We start from the raw sequence: 12,083 nt of genomic DNA on the forward strand, positions 1-12,083 counted from the left end.
GCCGCGATGACACGCTCAGTCTGGAAAGGGCCGTTTGTCGACGGCTACGTGATCGCCAAGGCGGATTCCGCCCGCGATAAGAAATCCAACGCGCCGATCAAGATCTGGAGTCGGCGTTCGACGATCCTGCCGCAGTTCGTCGGCTTGACCTTCGCCGTTCACAATGGCCAGAAGCATATCCCGGTGCTTGTCTCCGAGGATATGGTGGGCCACAAGTTCGGCGAGTTCTCGCCCACGCGCACTTATTACGGCCACTCCGCCGATAAGAAGGCGAAGAAGAGGTAGCCATGTCGAAACCGAAAACAGAGCGGCGGATCAAGGACAACGAGGCTCAGGCTGTGGCGCGCTCGCTTCGTGTGAGCCCGCAGAAGCTGAACCTCGTCGCCCAGCTCATTCGCGGTAAGAAGGTGGACAAGGCTCTCGCAGACCTCACCTTCTCTCGCAAGCGCATCGCGCAGGACGTGAAGAAGACGCTTCAATCGGCCATCGCGAATGCCGAGAACAACCACAATCTCGACGTCGATCAGCTCATCGTCGCCGAAGCCTATGTGGGCAAGAACCTCGTGCTGAAGCGCTTTCATGCTCGCGCCCGCGGTCGCATGGGGCGCATCGAGAAGCCGTTTTCGCAACTCACCGTGGTTGTGAGAGAAGTTCAGGAGCAGGCCTAATGGGTCAGAAAGTCAACCCGATCGGGCTGCGGCTCGGCATTAACCGCACCTGGGACAGTCGCTGGTACGCGGACAAGGGCGAATACGGCAAGCTTCTGCACGAAGACTTCCGCATCCGCGAGTTCATTATGAAGCAGCGCCGTCAGGCGGGCATCTCAAAGGTCGTCATCGAGCGCCCGCACCGCAAGTGCCGCGTGACGGTGCACACGGCTCGCCCGGGCATTCTGATCGGCAAGAAGGGTGCGGATATCGAGAAGCTTCGCGGCCAGCTTGCGAAGTTCACCACGTCTGAGGTGTATCTCAATATCGTCGAAGTTCGGAAGCCCGAGCTTGACGCGACGCTCGCCGCTGAAGGCATCGCCCAGCAGCTCGAACGCCGCGTTGCGTTTCGCCGCGCCATGAAGCGCGCGACGCAGTCGGCGCTTCGTCTCGGCGCTCAGGGCGTGCGCATTTACGTTGCGGGCCGTCTCGGCGGCGCAGAAATCGCGCGCATGGAATGGTATCTCGATGGCCGCGTGCCGCTTCATACGCTGCGCGCGGACATCGACTACGGAACGGCCGTAGCTGAGACCGCTTATGGCGTGATCGGCGTGAAAGTCTGGATCTTCAAGGGCGAAATCCTTGAGCACGATCCGATGGCTCAGGAGCGTCGGTCTCTGGAAAGCCAGGAGAGCGGTGGTCCGGGCGGTGGTCGTCCAGAAGGACGCGGCCCGCGTCGTGATCGTGGTGATCGAGATCGCGGCGGACGCGATCGCGACCGCTAAACGAAAAGGCTTAAGACCCGCAGCCTTGTTTGGCGCGGCTTTGGATCATGGTGTGAGCGATGCTGCAACCGAAGAAAACAAAGTTCAGGAAGGCCTTTAAAGGCCGGATGAATGGCAATGCCAAAGGCGGCACTTCGCTTAACTTTGGCAGTTATGGCCTGAAGGCTCTGGAACCGGAACGCGTGACGGCGCGGCAGATCGAGGCGGCTCGCCGCGCGATCACCCGCCAGATGAAGCGCGCGGGCCGCGTCTGGATCCGCATATTCCCGGACCTGCCGGTTTCAAAGAAGCCGACTGAAGTCCGTATGGGTAAGGGCAAGGGCTCGCCGGAATTCTGGGCGGCGCGCGTCAAGCCGGGCAAGATCATGTTCGAGATCGATGGTGTCGGCGAGGAAACCGCTCGCGAGGCTCTGCGTCTCGGCGCGGCGAAGCTGCCGATCCGCACCCGCGTGGTTGTGCGTCTCGGCGAAATCGCGGCTGTGAAGGAATAAGGCGGCCATGAAACTCGAAGACATTCGCAAATTCACGCTGGATCAGCTTGAGGACGAACTTATCAAGCTGAAGCGCGAGCAGTTCAACCTTCGCTTTCAGAAGGCGTCGTCGCAGTTGAACAACACGGCGCGCGTCAGAGACGTCCGGCGCACCATTGCGCGTATCAAGACGGTCGAGCGCGAGAAGCGCGTCGCCGAAGCGCAAAGTTAAGGAAGAAGAAAATGCCGAAGCGCGTTTTGCAGGGTGTGGTAGTCTCGGACAAGAACGACAAGACCGTTGTCGTGCAGGTCGAACGCCGTCTGACGCACCCGGTTCTGAAGAAGACGGTGCGCCTGACGAAGAAGTATCATGCGCACGACGAGAACAACACCTTCCATGAGGGCGACTTGGTTCGCATTCAGGAAAGTGCTCCGATTTCGAAAAACAAGCGGTGGGTCGTCCTTGATCCGGCGACATCCGGACCATCGTCTGAGTGATTGAACGCGGGGCGGCCCAAGAGCTTCCTCGTCTGAAAGGTGAACTGCAATGATACAGATGCAAACTAATCTGGATGTCGCCGACAACAGCGGCGCGCGCCGGGTCATGTGCATCAAGGTGCTCGGCGGCTCGATGCGTCGGACCGCCACGATTGGCGACGTCATCGTCGTCAGCGTGAAGGAAGCCATCCCGAAGGGCCGCGTCAAAAAGGGCCAGGTGATGAAGGCGGTGATCGTGCGCACATCGTTTCCGGTGCGCCGTCCCGATGGCAGCGTGATCCGCTTCGACTCGAACGCCGCCGTGCTCATCAACAACCAGCGCGAGCCGATCGGTACGCGCATTTTCGGACCGGTGCCGCGCGAACTCCGCGCCAAGCAGCATATGAAAATCATCTCGCTTGCGCCTGAGGTGCTGTAATGACGCAGCCTAAGCTGAAAATAAAAAAAGGCGACAAGGTCGTCGTCCTGACTGGGCGCGACAAGGGCAAGCACGGCGAAGTCGTGAAGGTGTTCCCGACCGAAAATCGCGCAGTGGTGCAGGGCGTGAACGTCGTCCAGCGTCACCAGAAGCAGTCGGCTGCGCAGGAAGGCGGCATCGTCGCCAAGGAAGCGCCGATTCACATTTCGAATATCGCGCTGGAAGATCCGAAGGACGGGTCGGCTACGCGCGTCGGTTTTAAAATCCTGGATGACGGGCGCAAGGTGCGGGTTGCCAAGCGCTCGGGCGAGACGATCGATGACTAAGCAAGCGGAAGCCACGAACGGGTACGTGCCCCGGCTCAAGACACGCTACATCGAGGTCGCGCGTCCGGCCCTGATGGAAGAATTCAAGTACTCGAATCCCATGCGGGTTCCCGAGATCACGAAGGTCGTGCTCAATATGGGCATCGGCGAAGCGACGGCCGACCGCAAGAAGGTCGAGCAGGCGACGCGCGACATGACGCTCATCGCTGGCCAGAAGCCGGTCATGACCAAGTCTCGCAAGTCCATCGCGGGCTTCAAGCTGCGCGAAAACATGGCGATCGGCTGCAAGGTCACGCTTCGCAAGGCGCGCATGTACGAGTTTCTTGACAGGCTCGTCACGATTGCCCTGCCGCGCGTCAAGGACTTTCGTGGTCTGAACGCAAAGAGCTTCGACGGGCGTGGCAACTACGCGCTGGGCGTCAAGGAGCACATCATTTTCCCGGAAATCGACTACGACAAGGTCGAGCAGATCTGGGGCATGGACATCATCGTGTGCACCACGGCCGAGACGGACGACGAGGCTCGCGCACTTCTGAAACAATTCAACTTCCCCTTCCGGCAGTAGGGCGAGGGAGGAGCATTATGGCTAAGACAGGCATGATCGAGCGCAACAACAAGCGTCGGCGCATAGCTGCGCGTGATGCGGAAAAGCGCTCGGAGCTGAAAGCGATCGCGACCGACAAGGATTTGCCGATGGAGGAGCGCTTTGCCGCGCGCCTCAAGCTCGCGCAGCTTCCCCGGAATGGCTCGCCAACGCGCATCCGTAATCGCTGCGAAGTAACGGGACGTCCGCGCGGGTTCTACCGCAAGCTGAAGATGTCGCGTATTTCGCTGCGCGAATTGGGTAATCAGGGACTTATCCCCGGTTTGGTGAAGTCGAGCTGGTAGGGATCACAGAACAATGACGGTTTCCGATCCACTGGGCGATATGCTGACGCGGATTCGCAATGCGCAGATGCGTAGCAGGCCCAAGGTCTCGACCCCTGCGTCGAAGCTGCGCGCACGCGTCCTCGACGTTCTCCGGGAAGAAGGCTATATCCGCGGCTATGCTGAAATCGAGTATGGCGGCGGCAAGACCGAATTCGAGATCGAGCTGAAATATTATGATGGCGCTCCCGTCATTCGTGATATCAAGCGCGTTTCGACCCCCGGTCGCCGCGTCTATTCGAGCGTGCAAGATCTGCCGACCATCGCGAATGGTCTTGGCGTCGCGATCCTCTCCACGCCGAAGGGCGTGATGTCGGACACGCGGGCCCGGGCCGAGAATGTCGGCGGCGAGATTTTGTGCAGCGTGTTCTAAGCCAAGGCTGGAGCACGACAGCGTAAGTTTCTGAACGGCCGGCGAGACGCTGATAGGTGGTCTTGGCCGGAGCAGCAGGAAGAAGAAGAAGGTTTTGGACGATGTCCCGAATTGGCAAGAAGCCGGTCCCCGTCCCGAAGAACGTGACGGCGACGGTTGAAGGACAGACAGTGACGGTGAAGGGGCCGAAAGGTCAGCTTTCGCTCACGCTCGTCGACGACGTCGAGGTGAAGCTGGAAGACGGTGCTATTTCCGTCAAGCCCAGAACCGACTCCAAGCGCGCCCGCTCGATGTGGGGCATGTCGCGCTCCCTGGTGGAAAACCTCGTGGTCGGCACGACGAATGGTTTCAGCCGCACGCTCGAAATCACCGGCGTCGGTTATCGCGCGGCGATGGACGGCAAGGCGCTGAAGCTCCAGCTTGGCTATAGCCACGACGTGCTGTATGCCATTCCGGAGGGCATCAACGTTGTCGTCCCGAAGCCGACCGAGATTACGATCTCCGGCATCGAGAAGGATAAGGTCGGCCAGGTAGCGGCTGAAATTCGCGGTTTCCGCGGTCCCGAGCCTTACAAGGGCAAGGGCGTTCGCTATCAGGGCGAGTACATTCAGCGCAAAGAAGGCAAGAAGAAGTAGGGACGAACGATGGCCTCTCCGCTCTCCAGTTACGATCGCCGCAAGGCTCGCGTTCGTCGCAGCCTGCGCCGGGCGCAGGGCGACCGTCCTCGCCTGTCCGTGTTCCGTTCGTCGAAGAATATCTACGCTCAGATTATCGACGACACGAAGGGATACACGCTCGCTTCGGCTTCGAGCCTCGACGCCGATTTCAAGAGCAACCTGTCGAAGGGCACCGACGTCGCCGCAGCTGCGGCGGTTGGCAAGCTTCTCGCAGAACGCGCGATCAAGGCCGGCATCAAGGATGTCGTCTTCGATCGCGGTGGCTACATGTATCACGGCCGCGTTAAGGCGCTCGCAGACGCCGCTCGCGAAGCTGGGTTGAACTTCTAATATACGCCTCGGGCTTTGGCCTGAGACAAATGAAAGGGTACGCTCGTGGCTCGTGATCCACGTGATAGAGGCAGAGAACGGGACCGCGACGATCGCGACAGCGAATTCGTGGACAAGCTCGTTCATATCAACCGCGTCGCTAAAGTGGTGAAGGGCGGTCGTCGCTTCGGTTTTGCGGCTCTCGTCGTCGTAGGTGACCAGAAGGGTCGCGTCGGCTTTGGCCACGGCAAGGCGCGTGAAGTGCCGGACGCCATCAAGAAGGCGACCGACTCCGCGAAGCGCAATCTTATCCGCGTTCCGCTGCGTGAAGGCCGTACGTTACATCATGACGTGCACGGCCATCACGGTGCGGGCAAGGTGTTCCTTCGCGCAGCGCCTCCCGGCACCGGTATCATCGCGGGCGGCCCGATGCGCGCCGTCTTCGAGACGCTGGGCGTTCAGGATGTCGTGGCGAAGTCGATCGGAACGTCGAACCCTTACAACATGGTTCGCGCGACGTTCGACGCGCTGAAGCATGAGGACAGCCCGCGCGGAGTCGCGGCGCGTCGCGGCAAGAAGGTGAGCGAGATCGTCACCCGTCGTCGTGATGGCGCGGAAGGCCAAGTCTCCGCTCAAGCTGAGGCGTAAGGGAGGCGATCATGGCGGAAGCGAAGAAGACGCTCACCATCGAGCAGATCGGCAGCCCGATCCGCAGGCCGTTCGACCAGCGTGAGACGCTGATCGGGCTTGGCCTGAACAAGATGCACCGCCGCAAGGTCGTGGTCGATAATCCGGCCATCCGCGGCATGATCAACAAGGTTTCGCATCTCGTGCGCATCGTTGAAGAAAACGGTGTGCCGGTGGACGCAAAAAAGCGATAAGGGAAGCGCCACGCGCCGCCCGGAGACGGAATAATGAAGCTGAACGAGTTGAGAGATAATCCCGGTGCCACGAAGGATCGCATCCGCGTCGGACGCGGCATCGGCTCCGGCAAGGGCAAGACGGGCGGTCGCGGCGTCAAGGGCCAGAAGGCTCGCTCGGGCGTGGCCATCAAGGGCTTCGAAGGTGGGCAGATGCCCATCCACATGCGTCTGCCGAAGCGGGGCTTCAACAATATATTCCGCTTGGAGTTCGCGCACATCAACCTCGACAGGGTTCAGGAAGCCATCGACGCTGGCAAGCTGGACGCCTCCAAGGTGATCGACGCCGAGGCTCTCGTCGAGAGCGGCGCGGTCCGGCGCGAGCGCGACGGCGTGCGGCTTCTCGCTCGCGGTGAAGTGAAGTCGAAGCTGGCCTTCAAGGTCGCGAAAGCTTCCGAGGCTGCGGTCAAGGCGGTCGAAGCTGCGGGCGGATCGGTGGAGATAACGATGCCGCGCGAGGACCGTCTCGCCGGTGACGGCAAGCGCGCGGTACGCCGCCGGGCGGCGCAGGTAAAGCGCGAAGCCCGCGCCCCCAAGGCAGACTGATTTGGCCGCGCTACGTTCCACGACACCGGATCGTTCGCACGGCTCTGTGAGCTATAACAGTGACGAATTAACGAGCTAAACTCGCGCAGACGCTCCGGGCGCACCCGCGCCCCAAGCGCCGCAACCGGAGTCGCAGTCATGGTTTCCGCAGCGGAACAACTCGCCGCTAACCTAAAATTTTCGACGTTTGCAAAAGCCGGCGAGCTCAAGCAGCGGCTCTTGTTCACGCTCGGCGCCTTGCTGATCTATCGGCTTGGCACATTCATACCGCTGCCCGGGATCGACACCGCGCTGCTTGCGAAGCTGTTCGAAAGCGCCCCGAACACCGTGTTCGGGATGCTGAACGTGTTCTCGGGTGGTGCTCTCTCCCGTTCGGCGATCTTCCTCCTGAACATCATGCCGTACATCACGGCGTCGATCATCATTCAGTTGCTGACGTCGGTTATTCCGACGCTTGAAACGCTGAAAAAAGAAGGTGAGTCGGGCCGCAAGCAGATCAACCAGTACACGCGATACCTCACTGTGGTGATCGCGACGGTACAGGCGACGCTGACCGCGCAGGGGCTGAATAGCTCTGCGCTGGAACCCGGCTGGTTCTTCCAACTCACGACGGTCGTTTCGCTCGTGGGCGGCACGATGTTCCTGGTGTGGCTTGGCGAACAGATCACGGCGCGCGGCATCGGCAACGGCGCATCGCTCATCATCTTCGCGGGTATCGTGGCGGAAATGCCGACCGCGCTGTATCGCATCCTCGAACAGGGCCGTAGCGGCGTGCTTTCTCCCGCCGTCATCCTCGGGCTGTTCGTGATGATGGTCGCGGTGGTTACGGTTGTTGTCTTCTTCGAGCGTGCGCAGCGCAGGCTGACGATCCAGTATCCGAAGCGCCAGGTCGGCAACCGTATGTTCCAGGGCGACAGCTCGCATCTTCCGCTGAAGCTGAATGCCTCGGGCGTTATCCCGCCGATCTTCGCCTCGACGCTTCTCTACCTGCCCGCCACCATCGAGCAGATCGTCGGTAAGTCGTCCGAGACGCTGAATCAGGTGCTGACGTTGTTCGGGCCGGGGCAGCCGCTCCATATCCTGTTCTATATCGCTCTGATCGTTTTCTTCTGCTTCTTCTATACGCCTATCGTGATCAGCCCGAAGGACACGGCCGAGAACCTCAAGAAGTATGGCGGGTTCATCCCCGGCATTCGACCAGGGCAGCGGACGGCGGAATACATCGAGTATGTGATGACCCGCATCACGCTCGTCGGCGCGGCTTATGTCTCGGCGGTGTGTATCCTGCCTGAAGTCCTGTCTTACCAGATGCAGGCGCCGTTCTACTTTGGCGGCACTTCGCTTCTGATCGTGGTCAGTGTTACGATGGATACGGTCGCCCAGGTGCAGAGCCATCTTCTGGCACACCAGTATGAGGGCCTCATCAAGAAGGCGAAGCTTAGGGGAGCGAAACGTCGATGAACATTATTCTGCTTGGGCCTCCCGGCTCCGGCAAGGGCACGCAGTCGAAATATCTCGAAGACAATTTCGGCCTCAAGCAGCTTTCGTCGGGAGACATGCTGCGAGCGGCTGTTACGAACGGCACCGAGGTCGGCAAGTTGGCGAAATCCTATATGGAAAGCGGCCAGCTAGTCCCGGACGAGGTCGTCATGGGAGTTGTCTTCGAGACGCTGGAAAACTTCCCCGCAGACAAGCCGGGATTCATTCTCGACGGGTTTCCGCGGACGAATCAGCAGGCCGAGGAACTCGACGTGTTTCTCACGAAGCACGGCAAGAACATCGGAGCGGTGATCCTTGTGGATGTGCCGGACGATCTTCTCGTCAAGCGGATCGCGGGTCGCTTTACGTGCGGGAGCTGCGGTGAGGTTTACAACGACTTCTTCCGCCTTCCGAAGGCTGAGAACACCTGCGACCGTTGCGGCGGCACAGCGTTCAAGCGGCGCTCGGACGACAAGCCGGAAACGGTGAAGGAGCGCCTTGAGGTCTACCACACGCAGACGAAGCCGCTGGTGGACTTCTACAAGGCGCAGGGCAAGCTGAAGACGGTTAATGGCGACGCGCCCATTGAAACGGTAACGCGTCAGATGAACGACATCCTGGGCGCGGCGGGCTGAGGCTCCCGTGCATCGTTCGAGGCGCAAGATCGTTCGCAGACTTTCTTGCGCATTCGCGGCTGGACTTATTGGCAAAGGGTGACTATATTGGCGCCCTTGGCTCATGATCTGCGGTTGCCTGGGGGTATTCGCCTCGCAGGAGCCGTTGTCTTATTTATAGTATGAGCGGACACCCGCTCGAACTTAGCAACACGACGAGGACCACGTGGCACGTATCGCGGGTGTGAACATCCCTTCCAATAAGCGCGTTGAAATCGGCCTTCGCTACATCCATGGCATCGGCGCGAAATTCGCGAAGGAAATCTGTGACAAGGTCAGCATCCCGGTGGAACGCCGGGTCAATGAGCTGAGCGACGCAGAGATCCTGCAAATCCGCGAAGTTATCGACCGCGACTATGTTGTCGAGGGCGATCTTCGTCGCGAAGTTGCGATGAACATCAAGCGGCTGATGGATTTGGGCTGCTATCGTGGCCTTCGGCATCGCCGTGGGCTGCCTGTGCGCGGCCAGCGGACGCACACGAACGCGCGCACACGGAAAGGTCCGGCCAAGCCTATCGCCGGTAAAAAGAAGTAAGGGCTGGCTTTTGAAGGTGGCGCGGTCTTCTTCCGGCATCACGTCGGATTTGAAGATCGCGTTGTAGCTTCGATTTTTTGGGACTGGGACGATGGCGAAGGAAAAAGCGCGCGTCAAACGCCGCGAGAAGAAAAATATTGCATCGGGCGTTGCGCACGTGAATGCGAGCTTCAACAACACGATGATCACGATCACCGACGCGCAGGGCAATGCGATTTCATGGTCGTCTTCCGGCGCTATGGGCTTCAAGGGTTCGCGTAAGTCGACGCCCTATGCAGCGCAGGTCGCCGCCGAAGACGCTGGCCGCAAGGCGCAGGAGCATGGCATGCGCACGATCGAGATCGAGGTGAGCGGCCCGGGTTCGGGACGTGAGTCGGCTTTGCGTGCGCTTCAGGCTTGCGGTTTTCAGGTAACGTCGATCCGCGACGTGACCCCAATCCCGCACAATGGCTGCCGCCCGCGCAAGCGCCGTCGCGTTTAAGTGGCGATGCCTAGCCATCCCGGCGGAGCGACGACTTTTTGCATTCCCGACGCGCCGACGTTTTGACGAGCGGCGCAAATCGAGGCTGGGGCAAGCTTCGTATGAATTAACGAGCGCGAGGAACCTCGCGTTCGATGCCGCCGTATAAGGAAAGAAACGTGCTTAACAAGAATTGGCAGGATCTCATCAAGCCGGGCAAGATCAATGTGGTCCCCGGGGCGAATCCGAAATACGTGGCTTCAATTGTCGCGGAGCCGCTTGAGCGCGGTTTCGGGCTTACGCTCGGCAACGCGCTGCGCCGCGTGCTGCTTTCGTCTCTTCAAGGCGGCGCGGTCACGACTATTCATATCGACGGCGTGCTGCACGAGTTCTCGTCCATCCCGGGCGTTCGTGAAGACGTCACTGACATCGTGCTGAACGTCAAGGAAGTTGCCCTCCGCATCCATTCCGAGGGCGTGAAGCGCATGGTTCTGCGCAAGGAAGGCCCCGGCGTCGCCCGCGCGCGCGACATTGAGGCCGGTCCGGACGTTGAAATCCTCAATCCCGACCATATCCTATGCACGCTCGACGAAGGCGCGACCGTCCGTATGGAGCTGACAGCGGCCATCGGCAAGGGGTATGTGCCCGCCGAGCGCAATCGCCCGGATGACGCGCCAATCGGCCTCATCCCCGTAGATAGCCTTTACAGCCCGGTCAAGAAGGTCTCGTACCGCATCGCGAACACGCGCGAAGGGCAGATCCTCGATTACGACAAGCTGACGCTCGATGTCGAGACGAACGGCGCGGTGTCACCGGAAGACGCGGTGGCGCTCGCAGCTCGCATCATTCAGGATCAGCTGTCGATCTTTGTGAACTTCGAAGAGCCGCGCAAGGAAGTTGCCGAGGAGCGCATCCCGCAACTCGAGTTCAACGCGGCGTTGCTGAAGAAGGTGGACGAACTCGAGCTTTCGGTGCGTTCGGCGAACTGCCTGAAGAACGACAATATCGTCTACATCGGCGATCTGATCCAGAAGACCGAAGCGGAGATGTTGCGCACGCCGAATTTCGGGCGTAAGTCTCTGAACGAAATCAAAGAGGTGCTGGCCGGCATGGGGCTGCATCTCGGCATGGAAGTCCCGAACTGGCCGCCGGAGAACATCGAAGAACTGGCGAAGCGCTTCGAGGACCATTACTAACAGACCAATCAGACCGCGGGGCGCAGTCCGGCGCGGCGAAGTTTTGAGGACGAGACAATGCGTCACCGTAGATCCGGTCGTAAATTTAATCGTACGGCGAGCCACCGTCAGGCCATGTTCGCCAATATGGCGGCTGCTCTCATCAAGCATGAGCAGATCGTGACCACCCTGCCGAAGGCGAAGGATCTGCGCGGCGTCGTCGAAGCGCTGATCACGCTTGCGAAGCGCGGCGATCTTCATGCGCGTCGCGTCGCGGCGTCCCGTCTTCGCGACGAGACCCAGTTGGCAAAGCTGTTCGCCACGCTCGCGCCGCGCTATGCGGACCGTCCGGGCGGCTATACGCGCGTTCTCAAGGCGGGCTTCCGTTATGGCGACAACGCGCCGCTCGCGGTGATCGAACTTGTCGATCGCGACGTCAGCGCAAAGGGGCTCGACTCCGGTCCCGTTCAAGACGTTGAGGACGACGAGGCTGAAGCCGCGTAAGCGGGCCAGCGTTCGCGCGAAAAGGCACCCGTGCATTACAACCGCGCGGCGGGTTGCCTCGACGAAACGGATTTCGGGCTGCGCCGTCAGGCGCGGCCCTTTTCTTTGCAACCCAACAAATCACGCGAACTGTCCAGCCGCGAGCGTGCAAGCGCGTCTCGAAGCTGAGTGAGGGGGGCGCTTGCCATCAAAGGCGTCCTCAGGCTTCTGTCTGAGCGTGATCTTATTCGCGAACCGGCGTCCTCTTTCGCGAACCGCGTGCAGAACTTGAAGAAGAGCCGTTATACTGATCGAATGCGATGCAATTTGATCGGGAACGGGGTCTGGAGCGCGCGCGGCGGAGTTCACAAGGGCAAGACA

The 12,083-nt window shown here is 60.4% G+C and carries 22 protein-coding genes; all 22 read left to right on the plus strand.

Annotated elements, in window-relative coordinates:
* The first annotated feature begins 6 nt into the window (after positions 1-6).
* The 22 genes from rpsS to rplQ all read left to right on the plus strand — a co-directional run bounded on the left by rpsS (position 7) and on the right by rplQ (position 11,723).
* Entirely contained in the window at positions 7-285 is a 279-nt protein-coding gene (gene rpsS / locus T281_RS00955) for a 30S ribosomal protein S19 (protein ID WP_013420557.1), read from the plus strand.
* Positions 286-287: 2 nt separating this feature from the next.
* Positions 288-668, plus strand: coding sequence for a 50S ribosomal protein L22 (gene rplV / locus T281_RS00960; RefSeq protein ID WP_013420558.1), 381 nt, complete (start codon positions 288-290; stop codon positions 666-668).
* Positions 668-1,432, plus strand: a complete 765-nt coding sequence (gene rpsC, locus T281_RS00965; protein ID WP_037232759.1) for a 30S ribosomal protein S3 — start codon at positions 668-670, stop codon at positions 1,430-1,432. Before rplV ends, rpsC begins: the two co-directional genes overlap by 1 nt.
* A 59-nt stretch (positions 1,433-1,491) precedes the next feature.
* Positions 1,492-1,923, plus strand: coding sequence for a 50S ribosomal protein L16 (gene rplP / locus T281_RS00970; RefSeq protein ID WP_013420560.1), 432 nt, complete (start codon positions 1,492-1,494; stop codon positions 1,921-1,923).
* Between the two features lie 7 nt (positions 1,924-1,930).
* On the plus strand, positions 1,931-2,134 hold the full coding sequence (gene rpmC, locus T281_RS00975; RefSeq protein WP_013420561.1) for a 50S ribosomal protein L29: 204 nt from the start codon (positions 1,931-1,933) through the stop codon (positions 2,132-2,134).
* 11 nt (positions 2,135-2,145) lie between these two features.
* Complete coding sequence (gene rpsQ / locus T281_RS00980; RefSeq protein ID WP_037232760.1) at positions 2,146-2,400, plus strand: 30S ribosomal protein S17; 255 nt, start codon at positions 2,146-2,148, stop codon at positions 2,398-2,400.
* 49 nt (positions 2,401-2,449) lie between these two features.
* Entirely contained in the window at positions 2,450-2,818 is a 369-nt protein-coding gene (gene rplN / locus T281_RS00985; RefSeq protein WP_037232763.1) for a 50S ribosomal protein L14, read from the plus strand.
* Positions 2,818-3,144, plus strand: a complete 327-nt coding sequence (rplX, locus tag T281_RS00990) for a 50S ribosomal protein L24 (protein WP_013420564.1) — start codon at positions 2,818-2,820, stop codon at positions 3,142-3,144. Before rplN ends, rplX begins: the two co-directional genes overlap by 1 nt.
* On the plus strand, positions 3,137-3,709 hold the full coding sequence (gene rplE, locus T281_RS00995) for a 50S ribosomal protein L5 (RefSeq protein ID WP_013420565.1): 573 nt from the start codon (positions 3,137-3,139) through the stop codon (positions 3,707-3,709). The genes rplX and rplE overlap by 8 nt, the downstream gene beginning before the upstream one ends.
* Positions 3,710-3,726: 17 nt before the next feature.
* The gene (gene rpsN, locus T281_RS01000; RefSeq protein WP_037232768.1) at positions 3,727-4,032 is read left to right on the plus strand and encodes a 30S ribosomal protein S14; all 306 of its coding nucleotides are present in this window, start codon (positions 3,727-3,729) and stop codon (positions 4,030-4,032) included.
* 13 nt (positions 4,033-4,045) lie between these two features.
* Entirely contained in the window at positions 4,046-4,444 is a 399-nt protein-coding gene (rpsH, locus tag T281_RS01005) for a 30S ribosomal protein S8 (protein WP_013420567.1), read from the plus strand.
* A gap of 101 nt (positions 4,445-4,545) precedes the next feature.
* Positions 4,546-5,079, plus strand: coding sequence for a 50S ribosomal protein L6 (rplF, locus tag T281_RS01010; protein WP_013420568.1), 534 nt, complete (start codon positions 4,546-4,548; stop codon positions 5,077-5,079).
* A 9-nt stretch (positions 5,080-5,088) separates the two neighbouring features.
* The gene (gene rplR / locus T281_RS01015; RefSeq protein ID WP_013420569.1) at positions 5,089-5,451 is read left to right on the plus strand and encodes a 50S ribosomal protein L18; all 363 of its coding nucleotides are present in this window, start codon (positions 5,089-5,091) and stop codon (positions 5,449-5,451) included.
* 45 nt (positions 5,452-5,496) lie between these two features.
* Complete coding sequence (gene rpsE, locus T281_RS01020) at positions 5,497-6,078, plus strand: 30S ribosomal protein S5 (RefSeq protein WP_013420570.1); 582 nt, start codon at positions 5,497-5,499, stop codon at positions 6,076-6,078.
* A gap of 11 nt (positions 6,079-6,089) precedes the next feature.
* On the plus strand, positions 6,090-6,311 hold the full coding sequence (gene rpmD, locus T281_RS01025) for a 50S ribosomal protein L30 (RefSeq protein WP_013420571.1): 222 nt from the start codon (positions 6,090-6,092) through the stop codon (positions 6,309-6,311).
* Positions 6,312-6,344: 33 nt separating this feature from the next.
* Positions 6,345-6,896, plus strand: coding sequence for a 50S ribosomal protein L15 (gene rplO / locus T281_RS01030; protein ID WP_037232771.1), 552 nt, complete (start codon positions 6,345-6,347; stop codon positions 6,894-6,896).
* Between the two features lie 138 nt (positions 6,897-7,034).
* Positions 7,035-8,357: a preprotein translocase subunit SecY gene (secY, locus tag T281_RS01035; RefSeq protein ID WP_037232774.1), complete on the plus strand. Its 1,323-nt coding sequence runs from the start codon at positions 7,035-7,037 to the stop codon at positions 8,355-8,357.
* Positions 8,354-9,010 (plus strand): adenylate kinase, encoded by a 657-nt coding sequence (locus tag T281_RS01040; protein ID WP_037232777.1) that lies wholly within the window; start codon positions 8,354-8,356, stop codon positions 9,008-9,010. Before secY ends, T281_RS01040 begins: the two co-directional genes overlap by 4 nt.
* Before the next feature lie 205 nt (positions 9,011-9,215).
* Positions 9,216-9,584: a 30S ribosomal protein S13 gene (gene rpsM / locus T281_RS01045; RefSeq protein ID WP_037232779.1), complete on the plus strand. Its 369-nt coding sequence runs from the start codon at positions 9,216-9,218 to the stop codon at positions 9,582-9,584.
* Between the two features lie 91 nt (positions 9,585-9,675).
* Entirely contained in the window at positions 9,676-10,065 is a 390-nt protein-coding gene (rpsK, locus tag T281_RS01050; RefSeq protein WP_013420576.1) for a 30S ribosomal protein S11, read from the plus strand.
* 134 nt (positions 10,066-10,199) lie between these two features.
* A complete protein-coding gene (locus T281_RS01055; protein WP_155954966.1) occupies positions 10,200-11,240 on the plus strand; it encodes a DNA-directed RNA polymerase subunit alpha in 1,041 nt (346 codons plus the stop codon).
* A 57-nt stretch (positions 11,241-11,297) separates the two neighbouring features.
* Positions 11,298-11,723, plus strand: coding sequence for a 50S ribosomal protein L17 (gene rplQ / locus T281_RS01060; RefSeq protein ID WP_037232781.1), 426 nt, complete (start codon positions 11,298-11,300; stop codon positions 11,721-11,723).
* The last annotated feature ends 360 nt before the right edge of the window (positions 11,724-12,083 follow it).

Source organism: Rhodomicrobium udaipurense JA643 (assembly GCF_000636015.1).
Lineage (GTDB): Bacteria > Pseudomonadota > Alphaproteobacteria > Rhizobiales > Rhodomicrobiaceae > Rhodomicrobium > Rhodomicrobium udaipurense.